Genomic DNA, 18,051 nt, shown 5'->3' on the forward strand with positions numbered 1-18,051 from the left:
ATCAGGCCGCCAGGCGCAGGTTGTTGAGGATCAGCGGGCGCGCCCAGTGGTAATCGAAGTCCAGCGCCTTCTGTTGCGCCACCAGCTCCTCGGCCGGGTAAGGCGTGGCAGGCGGTGGCAGCAGGTCCAGTTCGAATTCGGCAATCGGCAGGTGCAGCGGCTGGGGCTGCGGCGCCGGGCCAGGCTCAGGCGGCGGGTTGCCGGCATTGAGCACAATCGGGCGGACCCAGCCGCTTTCGAAGTTTTGCTGGCGCTGCTGGGCGATGATTTCTTCTGCCGGGAACGGCGTGGCAGGCGGCGGCAGCAGCTCGGTTTCAAATTCGGCGATGGGCAGGAACAGCGGCTCCGGCGGGGCGACCTCGGTGTCGTGTACGTCGCATTCACGCTGGGTGAGGATCTGTGACAACAGGTCGGCGCCTTCGCTGGGTTCTACCGCCGGGTCCCTCGGCGCCGGGGCTTTGGCCGCCAGCGCACCCGGCGTATCGCCAAGCTGCTCGGCCAACGCACGGGCGAAGAAGTCCTGCCACACATGGCTCACCCCAGCCAGCGCTTGAGTATTGCGCAGGCCGTAGTGGTTGTGGGTCGGCAGTACACCGATGGTTAGGGGAAGAATGTCTGACATTTTTCTCGGTCGACGCTCAGCTCTGGCAAAATACCTGACTGTTGTTTTTATCGGCCGTTGTTTGCCGATCCTTAATATTTTTGAGCGTAGCGATTGATGAGCGAACAACCAGCGGCCAGCCGCATTCGGGTCGAGGCTTTGGCCGACGGTTTCAAGGCCCGCGCCGAGCACTGGGCCGCGCAGCTTGGCCTGCCTTTGCAGCTGGAGGAGGCGGACTTTTCCCTGCAAGTCGGGGAACACGGCCTGCAACTGCAACAGCTCGGGCCTGACGCGCCGGGGCCGGTGCGCGTGGACTTCGTCGAAGGCGGCGCGGCGCATCGGCGTCTCTACGGCGGTGGCAGCGGGCAGATGATCGCCAAGGCGGTCGGTGTTGCCCAAGGCGTGCGCCCACGGGTGCTGGACGCTACGGCGGGCTTGGGCAAGGACGCGTTCGTACTCGCCAGCCTGGGCTGCGAGATGAGCCTGATCGAGCGTCAGCCGTTGATCGGCGCCTTGCTCGAAGACGGCCTGGCCCGTGGTGCGGACGACTTTGAAGTGGCGCCGATTGTGGCGCGCATGCAGTTGCTCAAGGGCAACTCGATCGAGGTGATGCGCAACTGGGAGGGCGAGCCGCCGCAGGTGATCTACCTGGACCCGATGTTCCCGCACCGTGAGAAAACGGCGCTGGTTAAGAAGGAAATGCGCCTGTTTCGCCCATTAGTGGGTGATGATCCGGACGCACCGGCCTTACTCGCTGCCGCCTTGGCGTTGGCCAGCCACCGCGTGGTGGTCAAGCGCCCGCGCAAGGCGCCGTGCATTGACGGGCCGAAACCGAGCCATGCGTTGGATGGAAAGTCCAGCCGGTATGACATCTATCCAAAGAAAGCGCTCAAGTCCTGAATCATTGTTGTTCTATCGGGCCTCATCGCAGGCAAGCCAGCTCCCACCTTTTGATTTGCAAACACAGTCAAAGGTGGGAGCTGGCTTGCCTGCGATAGTGCCCGATCAGGCAGCTCAAACCCTCAAGGCCGATACGCCCGCATAAACAACCCCACCACCTCCTGCACATGCGCTTCGGCAGCTTCTTCACTCAACTGCCCGCCACACCCATACAACAAGCAGAAATTTGCCGTGCCCTTGAGCAGGCAAAAGAAGTGCTCAGCCGCCGTAAATGGTTTGTCGATGCTCAAGGCGCCGCTCTGGTCAATGCGGCTGAGCAGGCGCTCCATGCCTTGCAGCATGCGCATAGGCCCGGCTTCAAAGAAGATCTGCGAGAGTTTCACGTCCTGGTTGCCGGTGGTCATCATCAGGCGGTGCAGGTTCACCGATTCTTCGCTGTTGATCAGCCGATGAAAGCCGCGCGCGATGTTCAGCAGTACGGTGTGCACCGGCATGCCCTCGGGCAACTCGAAATACATCACCGGCAACTGCTCCTCGCACTTGGCCACGACGGCGGCGGTGAACAAGGTCTCTTTATCCGTGAAGTGGCTGTAGACCGTCAGTTTTGACACGCCGGCCTCAAGGGCCACGGCATCCATGCTGGTGCTGGCGTAGCCATTGCTCAAAAACAGGATTTTGGCTGCTTCGAGGATTGCCTGGCGTTTTGCCATGTCCTTGGGACGCCCGGGGCTATTGGTGTTTACAGGATTGTCGGACATTTTCACCTTTAATACTGGACTGGTGAGTTTGGTATTAATAACATACCGGCCAGTATAATTATTCCTAGCTCCATTTGCGAAAGGTCCTTCAGCATGCGCAGTACTTTCCTGCCCCTTGCGTTGCCTGTCAGCCTGATCTTCCTGTTGACCGCCTGCGGTCATGAAGAAGCGGCCCAAACCACCATCCGCCCGGCCATGGTGGTGCAACCGCAGCCGTCGGCGCTGGCGATGGACAGTTTTCCGGGGGAAGTACGCGCCCGTTATGAGCCGGACCTGGCCTTTCGCATCGGCGGCAAAGTCAGTAAGCGCTTGGTGGAGGAGGGCGAGCGGGTCAAGGCCAACCAACCATTGGCAGAGCTCGACCCACAGGACGTGCGCCTGCAACTGGAAGCCACCCGCGCTCAGGTTGCCGCCGCCGAAGCCAACCTGAGCCTGGTGCGCGCCGAACGCGACCGCTACAAGACCCTGATGGACCGTCAGATGGTCAGCCGCTCGCAGTACGACAATTCCGAAAACCTCTACCGATCCGGTGAAGCGCGTCTTAAGCAGATCAAGGCCGAGTTCGACGTATCGAGCAACCAGGCCGGCTATGCCGTGCTGCGTGCGCCCCAGGACGGTGTAGTGGCCAAGCGTGCGGTGGAAGTCGGCCAAGTGGTGGCCGCCGGCCAAACGGTGTTTACCCTGGCCACCGATGGCGAGCGCGAAGTGTTGATCAGCCTGCCCGAGCAAGGCTTTGGCCGCTTCAAGATCGGCCAACCGGTATCGGTGGAGTTGTGGAGCCAGCCCGACCAACGTTTTGCCGGGCGCATTCGTGAGCTCTCACCGGCAGCCGACCCAAAATCCCGCACCTTCGCTGCACGCGTTGCCTTCACCGGCGGCAAAGTCCCCGCCGAGTTGGGCCAGAGCGCCCGCGTCTTCATCCAGGCTGATGGCATCGTCCCACTGTCCGTGCCGCTGTCGGCCCTGAGCGCGGAGAACGGTGCGTCCTACGTCTGGCGGGTACAGCCGGACAACACGCTCAAACGAACGCCGGTGCGCATCGGTGCTTTCGGTGAAAAAACCGTGCCGGTGCTTGAAGGCTTGGCCCCCACCGATTGGGTGATCGCGGCGGGTGTGCATGTGCTCCATGAGGGCCAGCAAGTGCGCCCGGTGGATCGCTCCAACCGAGTAGTGAATCTGGCGGCCAAGGAGTAGTCCCCGATGGGTTTCAATCTTTCCGAATGGGCGTTGCGTAATCGCCAGATCGTACTGTTCCTGATGATCCTGCTGGCAGTGGTCGGCACGTTGTCCTACACCAAGCTGGGGCAAAGTGAAGACCCGCCGTTTACCTTCAAGGCCATGGTCATCAAGACCAACTGGCCGGGCGCCACGGCCCAGGAAGTTTCGCGCCAAGTCACCGAACGTATCGAGAAGAAGCTGATGGAGACGGGCGAGTACGAGCGCATTGTCTCGTTCTCCCGGCCCGGTGAGTCCCAGGTCACCTTCATGGCCCGCGATTCGATGCACTCGGCACAAATCCCGGAGCTGTGGTACCAGGTGCGCAAGAAGATCAGCGATATTCGCCAGACCTTGCCGCCGGATATCCAGGGGCCGTTTTTCAACGATGAATTCGGCACCACCTTCGGCAATATCTACGCCCTGACCGGTGACGGTTTTGACTACGCGGTGCTCAAGGACTACGCCGACCGCATCCAGATTCAACTGCAACGCGTGCCGGATGTGGGCAAGGTCGAGTTACTGGGCCTGCAGGACGAGAAGATCTGGATCGAACTGTCCAACCTCAAGCTCGCCACCCTCGGCCTGCCATTGGCTGCAGTGCAGCAGGCACTGCAGGAGCAGAACGCCGTCTCCACCGCCGGTTTCTTTGAAACCCCGACGGAACGCGTGCAACTGCGCGTCTCGGGTAACTTCAAAACGGTCGATGAGATCCGTAACTTCCCGATTCGCGTAGGTGACCGCACCTTCCGCATCGGTGATGTGGCGCAAATCCATCGCGGCTTCAACGACCCACCGGCGCCGCGCATGCGCTATATGGGCGCGGACGCCATCGGCCTGGCCGTGGCGATGCGTGACGGCGGCGACATTCTGGTACTGGGCAAGGCCCTTGAAGGCGAATTCGCACGCCTGCAGAAGAACCTTCCGGCAGGCATGGAACTGCGCAAGGTCTCGGACCAACCGGCGGCGGTGAAAACCAGCGTCGGTGAATTCGTCCAGGTACTCGCTGAAGCCTTGGCCATCGTGCTGCTGGTGAGCTTCTTCTCCCTTGGTGTACGCACCGGCATGGTGGTCGCCCTGGCGATTCCGCTAGTACTGGCGATGACCTTTGCGACCATGTATTACCTGGGCATCGGCCTGCACAAAATCTCCCTCGGTGCCTTGGTGTTGGCCCTGGGCTTGTTGGTGGACGATGCGATCATCGCCGTGGAAATGATGGCGATCAAAATGGAGCAGGGCTACGACCGGCTCAAGGCCGCGAGTTTTGCCTGGACCAGCACCGCGTTCCCGATGCTCACCGGCACATTGATCACCGCCGCAGGTTTCCTGCCGATTGCCACCGCGCAATCGAGTACCGGTGAATACACCCGTTCGATTTTCCAAGTGGTGACCATTGCCCTGCTGGCCTCGTGGGTTGCGGCGGTGGTGTTTGTGCCGTACCTGGGGGAAAAGCTCCTGCCGGACCTGGCGAAGATTCATGCGGCCAAACACGGCACCGATGGGCCTGATCCCTACGGCACGCCGTTCTATCAACGTGTAAGACGCTTGGTCGAATGGTGTGTGCGTCGGCGCAAAACCGTGATCGTGTTGACCTTGTTGTTGTTTATCGGCTCGGTGGCGCTGTTCCGTTTTGTACCTCAGCAGTTCTTTCCGGCCTCCGGTCGCCTGGAGCTGATGGTCGACCTGAAACTGGCTGAAGGTGCTTCGCTGAGCAACACCGCCGACCAGGTCAAGCGCCTGGAAGCCTTGCTCAAGGAACATGCTGGCATCGACAACTATGTGGCCTATGTGGGCACCGGTTCGCCGCGCTTCTACCTGCCGCTGGACCAACAACTGCCGGCCGCCAGCTTTGCGCAGTTTGTGGTACTGGCCAAAACCATCGAGGAACGCGAAAGCCTGCGCACCTGGCTGATCGAGACCCTTAACGAACAATTCCCCGACCTGCGTTCACGCGTCACGCGCCTGGAAAACGGCCCGCCCGTGGGCTACCCGGTGCAGTTTCGCGTGACCGGCGAGCACATCGAAGAAGTCCGTGCCCTGGCGCGCAAGGTCGCGGCCAAGGTTCGCGAAAATACCCACGTGGTCAACGTGCACCTGGACTGGGAGGAACCGAGCAAGATCGTCTACCTGAATATCGACCAGGACCGTGCCCGTGCGCTGGGCGTCAGCACTGCCAACCTGTCGAAGTTCCTGCAAAGTTCCTTGACCGGCTCCAGCGTCAGCCAGTACCGCGAGGACAACGAGTTGATCGAGATCCTGCTACGCGGCACCGTGCATGAACGTACCGAGTTGTCGCTGCTGCCGAGCCTGGCGGTGCCGACCGACAACGGCAAAAGCGTAGCGCTGTCGCAGATTGCGACCCTCGTATATGGCTTTGAAGAAGGCATCATCTGGCACCGCAATCGCCTGCCGACGGTGACCGTGCGTGCCGATATCTACGGCAAGGAACAACCGGCAACCTTGGTCCAGCAGATCCTGCCGACCCTGGAAGGCGTGCGCGCCGAACTGCCGGACGGCTACCTGCTCGAAGTGGGCGGCACCGTCGAGGATTCGGCCCGTGGCCAGAACTCGGTCAAGGCCGGCGTGCCGCTGTTTATCGTGGTAGTGCTGACCTTGCTGATGCTGCAACTGCGCAGTTTCTCACGCACTGCAATGGTGTTTCTGACGGCGCCGCTGGGCTTGATCGGCGTGACCTTGTTCCTGCTGGTGTTCCGCCAGCCCTTCGGCTTTGTCGCCATGCTCGGCACCATCGCGCTGTCGGGCATGATCATGCGTAACTCGGTGATCCTGGTGGACCAGATTGAACAAGACATCAAGGCGGGACTGGCGCCCTGGCAGGCGATCATCGAAGCCACCGTCCGACGCTTCCGCCCGATTGTACTGACGGCGCTTGCGGCGGTATTGGCAATGATTCCGCTGTCGCGCAGCGTGTTCTTCGGGCCGATGGCGGTGGCAATCATGGGCGGGTTGATTGTGGCGACCGCGTTGACGTTATTGTTCTTGCCAGCCCTGTATGCGGCATGGTTTCGCATTAAGAAGGAGGCGCACTAGTTCATAACGGGAGGCGTGAAGGCGTATCGATAGTATTGACGGGTGTGGGAAAAGCCTGAAATTCGATAACTGCTGTTTAAGCCTGAATGTCTCCCACTTGTTTATTTAGAATATTGGCAGTTTCTTCTCGACGGTTTTTATAATGGAAGTGTTGGTGTCGGCCAACGGCGTTATTTTTTGCAAGGTTTGATCAAGGTGGTTAACGGAATGTGTGTACAGATGGCAGACGAAACTGTCTTCCCCGGTGATCTTGTAACAGACAATACATTCAGGCATGTCTGACAGTAGCTGCTCCACTGTTTGAAAATTTCCCGTCAGCGGTTTTACCCGCACCAGTGCCTGCAGCGCAAACCCCAGTGCCTGCGCGTCCAACGCTACGCTGAACCCACTTATAACCCCTGCCACTTCCAGGCGTTTGAGACGCTCACTGCAACCAGGAGCGGACAATCCCACCTGCCGGCTGAGCGCGCGGATAGAGGCACGGGCATTCTGATGCAGGGCGACCAGCAGCGCGCGATCAATGGCATCGAGTGTCTGATCGTTTTTTGTAAGCCTTTTCATTAGATGGACCTTACGAACATTGATGAAATAGCGTGAAAATCTTACATACCACAGATCCCTGACAAAAGAATGGATTTTTAAAAGCTTTCCATCTATTTTTTTATTCTTGAATGTGCGAATTACAGCTGCGTTCAAAAGTTACCGCCGGCTAAACGATGCGGCTGTGTTTGAGTGAGTGTTTTTAACTTGCTATAAATTTTATTGAATGGGTGTATGAAAGTGCAAAGCGGTCCAGTGCGTGGTGGTTGTGAGGGGTGCTAACGTCGAGTTACAACTACAAGGCGGTGCGGTTTCATTAAGTTTTGAATAAAGCTACCGAGGCGCTTCACATGTTTGATGTCACGCTAAGTGTTTACCAGGCGATATTCACCTTTACCCTCGCAGCTATCGCCTTACTGGCCAGCCCCGGCCCCGCGACTCTGGCGCTGGCTGCCAGCGGCGCGGCGTATGGCATGCAACGCTCGTTTGAGTTTTTTGTCGGGATCACCCTGGGTTTAGTGATTGCCATGGCGTTGGTTGCCTCGGGTCTGTACGTCGTCTTGCACAGCTTTCCCGGGTTGGCGGTGGCACTGACGATCATCTCCATTGTTTATATTTTTTGGTTGGCTTACCGCATTGGTACGGCACCGCCCATTCAGGATCAGCAAGCCGTGGTCACGCCGGGCTGGGGTGCCGGTTTTGTGCTGGGGGTTGCAAATATCAAGGCGTATGCCGCGTTTGCAGCGTTACTGGGCAGTTTCACCTTGGGCACGACGCCGGGCTGGGAGCAGGGCACAAAAGCGCTTATTTGTTTATTGGTTTGCGTGGTATTCGATTTTTTGTGGCTTTTTGCAGGCAGCCGGATGCGCAAGTTGTTCATCCACCCCGTTTGGAGTCGACGACTTAACGTAAGCTTCGCGATTTTGATGGTAGTGACGGTCGCCTGGTCATTCACGCTGACGTAGTAGCACTGACTCACATCCTGATGCAAACAGGCGTCTGCGCCTTTGGAACGTTTGCCTTTTTTACTCCACTCAGAATTGCCTGATGGACAGGCGCAGGTTTGGACTTCCCTGAGTTGGCAGTCCGACCTATTCAATGAGTTTATGGAGAGTTACATGGCTTTTTTTGATGCTGTAATTGCTTTCAAAAGTGCGCTGCTCGGAGCCCTGTTGGGCAATAATGCACCGCGCAACAATTTTGGAAATGGATATAGGTCGGGGCACGCAACAAACAATCACCACTATCCCCAACATCGTCCTCATACAGTCCGGCCGAACGTGGGCCACACCTATCCAACCCAGACCAACCATGGCAGGCCGTATCCACAGCAGCACACGGTCTACGAGCAACCTTCACCCTACAGGCCTAGCTATCCGCTTTTTACGCTGAATCGTTAAGGGGCTTGGCCTGAAACAACTGCGCCAAGGCCCGTGGTAAGCGGCCTTGGCGCAGTGGGACCAGTGTGTTTGAGAAGCTTATAGTGCCCCAAACACCTTCTTGGCCAGGCTGGTGGCCGCGGCCGCCGGGTTTTTGCGAATGGTTTCTTCCTGCTGCGCGATCATCTTGAACAAGCCGTCCAGCGCCTGTTCGGTCACGTAGTTTTCAACGTTGGCACTTTTGGCATCCACTGCGCCAAATGCTGCCGCCTTGCCGGCCAGGGCGTTGTACTGTTGCGCAACCCCAACCTTGTCGGTAGCGGCCTTGACGATCGGCAGGAACTTGGCGCGGATCTGCTCGCGGCTGCTTTTGTTCAAGTACTGCGTCGCCGAGTCCTGGCCGCCGCTGAGAATGCCCTTGGCGTCAGTCACGCTCATGTTTTTGACGGCATTGACCAGAATCGGTTGCGCCTGGGTCACGGCCGTTTCGGCGGCCTTGTTCATGCTGGTTTCCAGCTGCGTGACCTGGTCACCCATGCCGAACATCTTCAGCTTGTCGGCGACTTTGCCGAGTTTGCCTGGCAAGCCGATCTTCACTTCGGGGTTGTTGCTGAAGCCACCGGGCACGCCCAGTTGTTTCACGGCGATCTGGGCGCCTTGGGTCAGGGCGTCTTTGAGACCGCCGCTGGCGTCGCCCTGGGACAGGCTGCCAAGGTCCAGGGCCATGGCGTTGGCACCGAGCAGCAAGCCGGCACACAGGGCAGTGAGGCGAAGAGAGTGACGGAGCATGAGCGCTTCCTTATGTTCGGGCTTATGGTCTGGAAAGGTCAGTGTGCGACAGCATCAACGCGCAGACGCAGTGGCTGTTCGTCCTTGCCGTCGAGCTGCACCGCGTGGCGTTCGGTGGTAATAAACAGTAGCTTGCCGTCCAGCTCGATGCGAGCACTCACCGAATAAGTGTGGCCTGGCTTGATTTGGGCCGGGTCGTAGCTCAGGTGAAACGGCAGCGGCACCTGGCCTTTGACCGGGCCTTTCTGTTCGGCCAGGGTCACCGCCGGCGCGTCCATCAGCGACACGTCCTGCAGACTGACGCTCAGGGTGGCCGCGGGCGGCAAGGCGATGCGTTGCAGGTAGAACACTTCGCCGTCGAGGCTGGCCTTGGGGGCTGGGGTCATGGATTGGCAGGCTCCGAGCAGGGCGGTAAGGCCCAGGAGGATGATCTTTTTCATGGTACAGCTCCTTTTCAACGGCGCCGGAAACAGCCCGGCGCCTCAGTCAATCTAGCGGCTTTCTGCCGGTTCCACAGGCGCTTCAGCTGCGCCGTCGACGCGATGCAAGGCCACCTGGCGAATCGACAGACGAATCTCGGCAGGCAGCACGCGTTTGGCCGCGCCTTCCGCCAGTTCACCCAGCAGGTCGTGGTAACTCAATTTCCCGGCCTCGTCGCGGCGCAGCACATCTTGCTCCAGCAATGTCTGGATAAAATGTCGGAAAAGACTCTTGTCGAAGAACTCCGGCGCGTTCAGGCCATGCAGGATCGACAGGCGCTGGGCCATGATCGTGCACAGGTCTTCCAGCTCTTCGGCGCTGATGCTGTTCTGGCCGCTGTTAAGCAGCAGCGAGATCGCCATGTAGAAGCGTTGCAGGGTCTGGGCGATGCTCTTGGACAACAGCGTCAGCAGCACAAAGTGCCGCGAACTCGGGGCCGGGCGCAGGTACACGTTGTTTTCAAAACGCAGCAGGCCTTGCTCGACAAAGGCTTCCAGCCATCGGTCGACGACGGCGTCCAACTCTTCCAGCGACCAGCGGATAAACAACTCCGATTGCAGGTAAGGGTAGAGCGCGCGAGTAAAGCGCAGGATCTGCTCGCGGCTCATGCGCGAGCTGCTCTGGAAGAAGCTCGCCAGCAGCGCCGGCAGGGCAAAAATATGCAGCACGTTGTTGCGGTAATAGGTCATCAGGACGGCGTTCTGCTCATCCAGATACACAATTTTGCCCAGGGCGTCACTCTGCTCCGAGAGCAGGTTCATGTCCTTGACGTGCTTGATCAGCGCCAGCCCATCGCCTTCCGGCAAGGTGGTGTGCGGCGAGTAGGGCACACGGCGTAGCAGTGCCAGGTACAGGTCCAACTGGCGGGCCATGGCCTGTTCATCCAGGGCCAGGCGTGTGGTCGAAAGCAGTGCCAGGGCCACCAGGTTTACCGGGTTGACCGCTGCGGCTTCGTTGAGGTGGCGTGCCACCTGTTCGCCGAGGCGGTTGGTGGTTTCGTTGAGCCACGCCGGTTTGTAGTTCGGGCCCAGCTCTTGGGCACGCCAGTCCGGCTGCTCGGCGTCGAGGAACTCGGCCAGCTTGATCGGCTCGCCGAAGTTGACCGCGACCTGACCAAAGCGCTGCTTGAGCGCGCCGACCACTTTGAAAATATCGAAGATCGATTCTTTCTTCTTGCTCGCCCCGCGCAACTCGCCCAGGTAGGTACGGCCTTCGAGTACGCGTTCATAGCCGATATACACCGGCACGAACACGATCGGCATGCGTGAGGAACGCAAAAAGCTGCGCAGGGTGATCGCCAGCATGCCGGTTTTCGGTTGCAGCATGCGCCCGGTGCGCGAGCGTCCGCCTTCGACGAAGTACTCCACCGGGAAGCCCTTGGTGAACAGGGTGTGCAGGTACTCGTTGAACACCGAGGTGTACAGCGGGTTGCCCTTAAAGGTGCGGCGCATGAAAAATGCACCGCCCCGGCGCAACAGGCTGCCGATCACCGGCATGTTCAGGTTGATGCCGGCGGCAATGTGCGGCGGAGTCAGGCCGTTTTTGAACAGCAGGTACGAAAGCAGCAGGTAGTCGATATGGCTGCGGTGGCAAGGCACGTAGATCACCTCGTAACCCTGGGCAACCTTTTGCACACCTTCGATATTGTTGACCTTGATGCCGTCGTAGATCTTGTTCCAGAACCAGCTCAATACCACTTCCAGAAAGCGAATCGCGGTGTAGGTGTAGTCCGAAGCGATCTCGTTGCCGTAGCGCAGGGCCTGGGCCTTGGCTTTTTCCGGGGTGATTTTCTCGCGCTCGGCTTCATCGGCGATGGCCTGGCGCACCAGCGGCATGTTGACCAGGCCTTTGACCAGGTTACGGCGGTGAGACAGGTCGGGGCCGATGACCGCAGTCTTCAGGTTACGAAAGTGCACGCGCAGGATGCGCTGGGCCATGCGCACGGTACGTTCGTGGCCTTTATTGTGCTCGATCAATTCACGCAGGTTGATAGGCGCGGAGAATTGCACACGTGTCTTGCGGCCCAGGATCAGGATGCTCAGCAACCGGCGCAGGCGGCCGGTGACGGCCCAGCTGTCGGCAAACAGCAGTTTCCACGGGCTGGACTCGCTTTCGGGCGACTGCCCCCAGAACACGCTGACCGGAATGATTTGTGCATTCTCTTCGGCGTGCTCGGTCAGGGTGTTGACCAGGCGGGTCAGGGTTGGCGGCGCGCCGCGCTTGTCCTGGCGGCCGAGCCAGTCGGGTTCGGGCGTGAGGTAGAAGAACGCGGCGGGTTCGATCAACGAACCCACTGACACCGGCAGCACCGGGCGCGGCAGGCCGGCCTTGGTGCATTCCTTGTCGACCACCGCCAATTCGGTGAGAGAGGGCGATTGCAGGACGTAGAACACCGGCCGGCTGCGGTCCAGGTTAAGGGTTAGGGACGACTGATTGATCGTCTCCGAGCGAACCCAGAGGTACAACAGTCGGCGCAAGGTGCCAAACACCAGACGGCGGAACGGGGAGCGGGTCATAGGCATGCTGCTTCAAGTGGAAAAAACCGAGCAGGTGCTCGGGCGGGTAGTGTGCCGTATTCGCCGAAAATCGGCAAAAAAGCAGCGATGTAAACTTGAGTTGATCGTTTTTGAGCCTGTCTTATACTCGGCAGTTCAATGCGAGCGACTCAACAATAAAAATGCATGTGGGAGTAAGACAGATGGCAACGCGTGAAACCGGCAATGTGAAGTGGTTCAACGATGCAAAGGGCTATGGCTTTATCCAGCGTGAAGACGGCAAGGATGTGTTTGTGCACTACCGCGCCATTCGCGGTGAGGGCCACCGCTCATTGGCCGAGGGCCAGCAGGTGGAATACGCCGTGGTGACCGGCGAGAAGGGCTTGCAGGCTGAGGATGTGGTGGGTCTGTAACACCCTTGTCCTGCCAACCCAATCAACTGTGGGAGCTGGCTTGCCTGCGATGCAGACACCTCGGTCTAACAGTCGGACCGCGGTGATGCTATCGCAGGCAAGCCAGCTCCCACATTGATTGGGTTTTCAGGTTTGGATCAGGCAGTTTTCCAGGTGATCTGCTCTTCGCCGTCAGCACTGATGCGAATCCAGCTATCAGCGCTTTCCTCGCCTTCCTCCTCAACCCAGGTACCCGGCGCGCAGCGCACTTCGACGTTCAGCGCGGCAAAGGCGGCGCGGGCGCAGGCGATGTCGTCGTCCCACGGCGTCTGGTCGCTTTCCAGGTACAGGCTGTTCCACTTGCCCACGGCTTTTGGCAACCAAGTGACCGGTACAGTGCCGGCCTTGCACTTGTAGGTCTGGCCTTTCTGGACCCAGTCGGTGCATGGGCCCAGGGCGGCACCCAGCCAGGCGGCGATGGCCTTGTAGTCGACCTCGGCGTCTTTCAGGTAAATCTCGATATCAGGTTGGCGCATGGATGTTCCTCGTTGCGGGATTCGAAAATCCATTCGCGGATACTTAAAAGTCGGTTATTGAAGCACGAAATAATCGTAGCGCATCGACACGGTGACCAGCAGCGGCTCGGCGGCCTCGATCACTTCAGTACGGCGCTCGGCACTCGCGCGCCACCCATGGGGCGTCATCGCCAGCAGGTTGGCGCGGTCCTGGGGTTCGATCAGGCTCAGGGTGAATTCCAGCGTTTCACTGTGCGCCAGGCGCATGCCTTGCGGCACCAAAGCCAAATGCTTGTCGTCGGTGTATTCACGCACTTCGTCGTACAGGCGTTCGCGCAATTCCATCAGGTGGCCGGCAGTCGGGCCAACCTTCATCAAACCGCCGCCGGGGCTGAGCAGGCGCTTGGCCTCTTCCCAGTCCAAAGGGCTGAACACGCTGGCGAGAAACTGGCAACTGCCCGACGCCAACGGCACGCGGGCCATGCTGGCGATCAACCAGGTCAGCGCCGGGTTGCGTTTGCACGCGCGTTTCACCGCTTCCTTGGAGATATCCAGCGCATAACCGTCAGCGTGGGGCAGGGCGTCGGCGATTTGCGCGGTGTAGTAACCCTCGCCACACCCGATGTCCACCCAGCGCTGCGGCGCGCGCTCGGCGGCCAGTTCGGCCAGGCGCCTGGCCACTGGCGCATAGTGCCCGGCATTGAGAAAGTCGCGGCGTGCCTCGACCATGGCCAGGTTGTCGCCTGGGTCGCGGCTGTTCTTGTGCTGCACCGGCAACAGGTTCAGGTAACCCTGGCGCGCACGGTCGAAACGGTGCCCAGCGGGGCACGCCACGCCATTATCCACCGCGTTGAGCGGTGCGCTGCAAAGGGGGCACGCGAGCATCAGGCGAGCAACTTGATCAGGGTTTGATAGTAGATTTCGGTCAGCACATCGAGGTCGCTGGCCAGAATGCGTTCGTTAACCTGATGAATCGTCGCGTTGACCGGGCCCAGCTCCACCACCTGAGTGCCGAGGGTGGCAATGAAGCGCCCGTCGGACGTGCCGCCGCTGGTGGACGCCTTGGTCTCGCGGCCGGTAATCGCCTTGATGCTGGCCGAGACAGCATCCAGCAACGCGCCCGGCTCGGTGAGGAATGGCAGGCCAGACAAGGCCCAATCAACGTGCCAGTCCAGGCCGTGTTTATCCAGAATCGCCGCAACCCGCTGTTGCAGGCCTTCGACGGTGGATTCGGTGGAGAAACGGAAGTTGAACACTGCTGTCAGGTCGCCCGGAATCACGTTGGTGGCGCCGGTGCCGGAATTGAGGTTGGAGATTTGAAAGCTGGTCGGTGGGAAGAAGGTGTTGCCATCGTCCCAATGCTCGGCAGCCAGTTCCGCCAGCGCCGGTGCTGCCAGGTGGATCGGGTTTTTCGCCAGGTGCGGGTACGCCACGTGGCCCTGCACGCCGCGCACGGTCAGGGTGGCGCCGAGGGAGCCGCGACGGCCGTTCTTTACCACATCGCCCACCAGCGTGGTGCTCGACGGTTCGCCGACGATGCACCAGTCCAGACGCTCCTTGCGTGCCGCCAGACGCTCAATCACCGCTTTGGTGCCGTGGTGCGCCGGGCCTTCTTCATCACTGGTGATCAGAAAAGCCACCGAGCCCTTGTGGTCCGGGTAGTCGGTGACAAAACGCTCCGAAGCCACCAGCATTGCCGCCAGGCTGCCTTTCATGTCCGCTGCGCCACGCCCGCAGAGCATGCCGTGCTCGTCGATCAACGCATCGAACGGGTCGTTCTGCCAGGCCTGCACCGGGCCGGTTGGCACCACGTCGGTGTGGCCGGCAAAGCACAGCACCGGGCCTTCGTGCTTGCCATGGGTGGCCCAGAAGTTGTCCACATCTTCGATACGCATCGGCTCAAGTGCAAAACCTGCGTCGCCCAGGCGCTGCATCATCAGCTTCTGGCAGTCGGCATCAATCGGCGTCACTGAGGGGCGACGGATCAAGTCGATGGCAAGTTGAAGGGTCGGCGAAAGGTCGGCATGGGCCGTCATGGGAAAACTCCGGGAAGCGTGTAATGGGCGCGCAGGACGAATGTGGATAAAACAGGGTTCGATGTGGGAGCAGGCAAGCCAGCTCCCACAGAAAGCAGGGCCTGGCCAAGTCTCGTAAAACGGCCGTTATCTTATAGCAAAACGGCGGCCAGAGGCCGCCGTTTAGTGCATTGCGCAAGTTTTTACTCAGCGGTTGCCGGCTCAACCTTAGGTGCAGGTTTTGGCAGCGACGACAGGAACGCCATGATCAGCGCGGCAACATACGGCAGCGATTGCACCAGCAGCATCACCACCCAGAAGCGTATGTCATTGCTCGGCAGGCCCTGCACCAGGTAAATCCCGAGTGCGGCGCCCCACAACAACAACATGATGAACATCTCTTCGCGGGCTTCGGAAATGGCTACCCAGAAGCCGTGGTTATCGGCGTTTTTCGGTGTGCGAAAGAACGGAATACTGGTGGTGAAGAAGCCATACAGCACCGCCTTGGCGATGGTGTGTGACAACGCCAGCCCGGCCAGCGCCGCGCAGAATGCGTCCTTCAAGTTCACACCCACCGCACGGCGGTAGAGGAAGATGATCTTGCCGACCTTGAACACAAACAACGCCAACGGCGGGATCGCGAAAATCAGCAGCGGCGGGTCAACACGGGTCGGCACGATGATCATCGCCGCCGACCACAACAGGGCGCCGACGGTGAAGAAGATGTTCATGCCATCCGCCACCCACGGCAACCAGCCCGCGAGGAAGTGGTAGCGCTGGCCACGGGTCAGCTCGGTGCCCTTGCCGCGCAACAGGCTGGCGGTGTGGCGCTTGATGATCTGGATCGCGCCGTAGGCCCAGCGGAAACGCTGCTTCTTGAAGTCGATAAAGGTATCCGGCATCAAGCCCTTGCCGTAGCTGTCGTGGTAATACGCGGCCGACAGGCCTTTCTCGAACACGCGCAGGCCGAGTTCGGCGTCTTCACAGATGCACCAGTCGGCCCAGCCCAGCTCCTCGAGTACCGAGCGACGGGTCATGGTCATGGTGCCGTGCTGGATGATCGCGTCACGGTCGTTGCGGGTGACCATGCCGATATGGAAGAAGCCTTTGTATTCGGCGTAGCAGAGCTTCTTGAAAGTGCTCTCGTTCTGGTCGCGGTAGTCCTGCGGCGACTGCACCACGGCGATTTTCGGGTCGGCGAAGTGCGGCACCATGTGCTTGAGCCAGTTGGGCGACACGCAGTAGTCCGAGTCGATCACCGCGATCACTTCGGCATCCTTGGCGGTATGCGGGATCAGGTAGTTCAGCGCGCCGCCCTTGAAACCGGCGAGGGGCGAGACGTGGAAGAACTTGAAGCGCGGGCCGAGGGTTTCGCAGTAGTCGCGCACCGGCTCCCAGACGGCTGGGTCCTTGGTGTTGTTGTCGATGATCAGGACTTCGAAGTCCGGGTAATCGAGGGCGGCCAGGGCGTCGAGGGTCTGTTTGACCATCTCCGGCGGCTCGTTGTAGCACGGCACATGGATCGAGACTTTCGGGCGGTAGTCCGAATCGCCTTCCACCGGCAGGAATTCACGCCGGCGCTTGTGGGTCCACACCGCTTCCGCCAGTTCGTGGGCTTCGGTGAGCAATACGATAAACACGCCCAACGCGCCGAGGGCCAGCAAAATGCCGACGGTGACGCTGAACCAGGTGCTGTATTGCTGGCTGTAGTCGTAACCGATCCAGACCAATACCGAACCACAGAGGAACGCGATAAAGGTCAGGAAGGTGCGGCCACGCTGGCGCAGGGCCGAGCCGTCGATCATCAGCAGGGTCAGCGACAGCAGCGCCAGCACCACCGAGCCGATGGCCAGCACGCGCCATTGCGGGATCGCGACGACCGGGCCTTCAAAGTTGAATTTCTGCTGGCGTGCGGCGTTGTACACGCCCCAATAAGCGCCCGCCGAGCCTTCGTCGCTGACTTTCCACGGCTGGTCGAAGGCCTCGATCACGAAGTAGTTGTAACCCTGGCGGTTCAGTTTGTTCACCAGCGTACGCAGGTAAATCGCCTGGTCTGCCGGCGAGCTTTCATTGCCACCGCGCATACGGCCGTTGCTCGGCCAGCCCACTTCCGAGAGCAGCAGCGGTTTTTTCGGGAACAGCTTTTTCAGATCCCGTGCACGGTCCAGTACGTACTGGCCGGCCTTGTCCATCGGGATGAACTCCCAGAACGGCAGGATGTGCGCGGCGATCAGGTCGACGTGCTTGGCCAGTTGCGGGTTCTTTTCCCAGATGTGCCATTGCTCGGAGGTGGTCACCGGCACTTTCACGGCGGCGCGCACCCGGTCCAGCAGCACGATCAGCGCCTCCGGGGTGATTTCTTCGCGGAACAATGCCTCGTTACCGACCACCACGCGCACGACACTGCGCGAGTTGTTGGCGATCTCGATGGCGCGCTGGATTTCACGCTCGTTGCGTTCCAGGTCCGGGCTGATCCAGATCCCCAGGGTCACGCGCAGGCCGAACTCTTCGGCAAGTTTGGGAATATCGCCCAACGTGCCGTCGACCGAGTAAGTACGGATGTTGTCCGTCAGCTTGCTCATGATCGCCAGGTCCTGGCGCATCTGGTCGTCAGTGGGGTACTGGTCTTTCTGCGGGAACTGGCCTTGTTGGAACGGCGAGTAGGAGAACCCGGAGATCTGTTCTGGCCAGTTAGGGGTGGTAACCGGGCGGTTTATCAGCGCCCAGAAGCCGGTAAACAGCGCGGCAATTGCCAGCACTACCACCAGGTTGAGTCCAAATTTACGCGATGACATGGCTATTTCGGGTTCCAAAGGGTGTGGAACGAAAAGAGGTGTCGGCCTACGCCGAACGGCGCGCATCCTACACCGGCCTTTAACTGAGCGTACAGCAGACAGAGAAAAGCCGGACGTTAGTCAGCG

At 60.0% G+C, this 18,051-nt stretch carries 15 protein-coding genes; 5 read left to right on the forward strand and 10 right to left on the reverse strand.

Translation table 11 applies throughout. The annotated features are described in order from the left end of the window. Position 1: 1 nt before the first annotated feature. Positions 2-622, reverse strand: a complete 621-nt coding sequence (locus AOA62_RS09765) for a hypothetical protein (RefSeq protein ID WP_017137117.1) — start codon at positions 620-622, stop codon at positions 2-4. Positions 623-718: 96 nt separating this feature from the next. Between AOA62_RS09765 and AOA62_RS09770 the strand changes: the two genes are divergently transcribed. After that, a complete protein-coding gene (locus AOA62_RS09770) occupies positions 719-1,501 on the forward strand; it encodes a class I SAM-dependent methyltransferase (RefSeq protein WP_017137118.1) in 783 nt (260 codons plus the stop codon). A 122-nt stretch (positions 1,502-1,623) separates the two neighbouring features. On the opposite strand, the gene AOA62_RS09775 is transcribed toward AOA62_RS09770, so the two are convergent. Next, positions 1,624-2,259: a TetR/AcrR family transcriptional regulator gene (locus tag AOA62_RS09775; protein ID WP_017137119.1), complete on the reverse strand. Its 636-nt coding sequence runs from the start codon at positions 2,257-2,259 to the stop codon at positions 1,624-1,626. Positions 2,260-2,352: 93 nt separating this feature from the next. Here AOA62_RS09775 and AOA62_RS09780 point away from each other — a divergent pair, with 93 nt between their 5' ends. Next, positions 2,353-3,453 (forward strand): efflux RND transporter periplasmic adaptor subunit, encoded by a 1,101-nt coding sequence (locus AOA62_RS09780; protein ID WP_099548545.1) that lies wholly within the window; start codon positions 2,353-2,355, stop codon positions 3,451-3,453. Between the two features lie 6 nt (positions 3,454-3,459). Then, entirely contained in the window at positions 3,460-6,525 is a 3,066-nt protein-coding gene (locus AOA62_RS09785) for an efflux RND transporter permease subunit (RefSeq protein WP_099548546.1), read from the forward strand. A gap of 105 nt (positions 6,526-6,630) precedes the next feature. On the opposite strand, the gene AOA62_RS09790 is transcribed toward AOA62_RS09785, so the two are convergent. Then, positions 6,631-7,221: an Lrp/AsnC family transcriptional regulator gene (locus AOA62_RS09790; protein ID WP_232626369.1), complete on the reverse strand. Its 591-nt coding sequence runs from the start codon at positions 7,219-7,221 to the stop codon at positions 6,631-6,633. 194 nt (positions 7,222-7,415) lie between these two features. On the opposite strand from AOA62_RS09790, the gene AOA62_RS09795 reads away from it, so the two are divergent. Next, a complete protein-coding gene (locus AOA62_RS09795; RefSeq protein ID WP_099548547.1) occupies positions 7,416-8,030 on the forward strand; it encodes a LysE family translocator in 615 nt (204 codons plus the stop codon). Between the two features lie 513 nt (positions 8,031-8,543). On the opposite strand, the gene AOA62_RS09800 is transcribed toward AOA62_RS09795, so the two are convergent. From AOA62_RS09800 to plsB, 3 genes are read right to left on the reverse strand one after another with little or no spacing between them, the layout of a single operon-like run. Then, on the reverse strand, positions 8,544-9,233 hold the full coding sequence (locus AOA62_RS09800; protein ID WP_017137124.1) for a DUF4197 domain-containing protein: 690 nt from the start codon (positions 9,231-9,233) through the stop codon (positions 8,544-8,546). A gap of 38 nt (positions 9,234-9,271) precedes the next feature. Continuing rightward, positions 9,272-9,673: a YbaY family lipoprotein gene (locus tag AOA62_RS09805; RefSeq protein WP_017137125.1), complete on the reverse strand. Its 402-nt coding sequence runs from the start codon at positions 9,671-9,673 to the stop codon at positions 9,272-9,274. A gap of 51 nt (positions 9,674-9,724) precedes the next feature. Continuing rightward, a complete protein-coding gene (plsB, locus tag AOA62_RS09810) occupies positions 9,725-12,229 on the reverse strand; it encodes a glycerol-3-phosphate 1-O-acyltransferase PlsB (RefSeq protein ID WP_017137126.1) in 2,505 nt (834 codons plus the stop codon). 182 nt (positions 12,230-12,411) lie between these two features. Here plsB and AOA62_RS09815 point away from each other — a divergent pair, with 182 nt between their 5' ends. Further along, positions 12,412-12,621 (forward strand): cold-shock protein, encoded by a 210-nt coding sequence (locus tag AOA62_RS09815; RefSeq protein ID WP_003219353.1) that lies wholly within the window; start codon positions 12,412-12,414, stop codon positions 12,619-12,621. 137 nt (positions 12,622-12,758) lie between these two features. On the opposite strand, the gene AOA62_RS09820 is transcribed toward AOA62_RS09815, so the two are convergent. From AOA62_RS09820 to AOA62_RS09835, 4 genes are all read right to left on the reverse strand, one after another. After that, on the reverse strand, positions 12,759-13,136 hold the full coding sequence (locus tag AOA62_RS09820; protein WP_017137127.1) for a hypothetical protein: 378 nt from the start codon (positions 13,134-13,136) through the stop codon (positions 12,759-12,761). Positions 13,137-13,190: 54 nt separating this feature from the next. Continuing rightward, positions 13,191-14,000, reverse strand: coding sequence for a putative RNA methyltransferase (locus AOA62_RS09825; RefSeq protein WP_017137128.1), 810 nt, complete (start codon positions 13,998-14,000; stop codon positions 13,191-13,193). Beyond that, on the reverse strand, positions 14,000-15,151 hold the full coding sequence (dapE, locus tag AOA62_RS09830; protein WP_017137129.1) for a succinyl-diaminopimelate desuccinylase: 1,152 nt from the start codon (positions 15,149-15,151) through the stop codon (positions 14,000-14,002). The genes AOA62_RS09825 and dapE overlap by 1 nt, the downstream gene beginning before the upstream one ends. A 182-nt stretch (positions 15,152-15,333) precedes the next feature. Further along, positions 15,334-17,925, reverse strand: coding sequence for a glycosyltransferase (locus tag AOA62_RS09835; protein ID WP_099548548.1), 2,592 nt, complete (start codon positions 17,923-17,925; stop codon positions 15,334-15,336). Positions 17,926-18,051 lie beyond the last annotated feature (126 nt).

This window comes from Pseudomonas sp. 2995-3 (genome assembly GCF_002742565.1).
Lineage (GTDB): Bacteria > Pseudomonadota > Gammaproteobacteria > Pseudomonadales > Pseudomonadaceae > Aquipseudomonas > Aquipseudomonas edaphica.

What these genes read in the sequence shown, in the direction of transcription:
- AOA62_RS09785 (WP_099548546.1), top strand. Translation starts at nt 3,460, where the DNA reads ATGGGTTTCAATCTTTCCGAATGGGCGTTGCGTAATCGCCAGATCGTA.
- AOA62_RS09765 (WP_017137117.1), bottom strand. Translation starts at nt 622, where the DNA reads ATGTCAGACATTCTTCCCCTAACCATCGGTGTACTGCCGACCCACAAC.
- dapE (WP_017137129.1), bottom strand. Translation starts at nt 15,151, where the DNA reads ATGACGGCCCATGCCGACCTTTCGCCGACCCTTCAACTTGCCATCGAC.
- AOA62_RS09780 (WP_099548545.1), top strand. Translation starts at nt 2,353, where the DNA reads ATGCGCAGTACTTTCCTGCCCCTTGCGTTGCCTGTCAGCCTGATCTTC.
- AOA62_RS09795 (WP_099548547.1), top strand. Translation starts at nt 7,416, where the DNA reads ATGTTTGATGTCACGCTAAGTGTTTACCAGGCGATATTCACCTTTACC.
- AOA62_RS09775 (WP_017137119.1), bottom strand. Translation starts at nt 2,259, where the DNA reads ATGTCCGACAATCCTGTAAACACCAATAGCCCCGGGCGTCCCAAGGAC.
- plsB (WP_017137126.1), bottom strand. Translation starts at nt 12,229, where the DNA reads ATGACCCGCTCCCCGTTCCGCCGTCTGGTGTTTGGCACCTTGCGCCGA.
- AOA62_RS09815 (WP_003219353.1), top strand. Translation starts at nt 12,412, where the DNA reads ATGGCAACGCGTGAAACCGGCAATGTGAAGTGGTTCAACGATGCAAAG.
- AOA62_RS09820 (WP_017137127.1), bottom strand. Translation starts at nt 13,136, where the DNA reads ATGCGCCAACCTGATATCGAGATTTACCTGAAAGACGCCGAGGTCGAC.
- AOA62_RS09770 (WP_017137118.1), top strand. Translation starts at nt 719, where the DNA reads ATGAGCGAACAACCAGCGGCCAGCCGCATTCGGGTCGAGGCTTTGGCC.
- AOA62_RS09800 (WP_017137124.1), bottom strand. Translation starts at nt 9,233, where the DNA reads ATGCTCCGTCACTCTCTTCGCCTCACTGCCCTGTGTGCCGGCTTGCTG.
- AOA62_RS09835 (WP_099548548.1), bottom strand. Translation starts at nt 17,925, where the DNA reads ATGTCATCGCGTAAATTTGGACTCAACCTGGTGGTAGTGCTGGCAATT.
- AOA62_RS09825 (WP_017137128.1), bottom strand. Translation starts at nt 14,000, where the DNA reads ATGCTCGCGTGCCCCCTTTGCAGCGCACCGCTCAACGCGGTGGATAAT.
- AOA62_RS09805 (WP_017137125.1), bottom strand. Translation starts at nt 9,673, where the DNA reads ATGAAAAAGATCATCCTCCTGGGCCTTACCGCCCTGCTCGGAGCCTGC.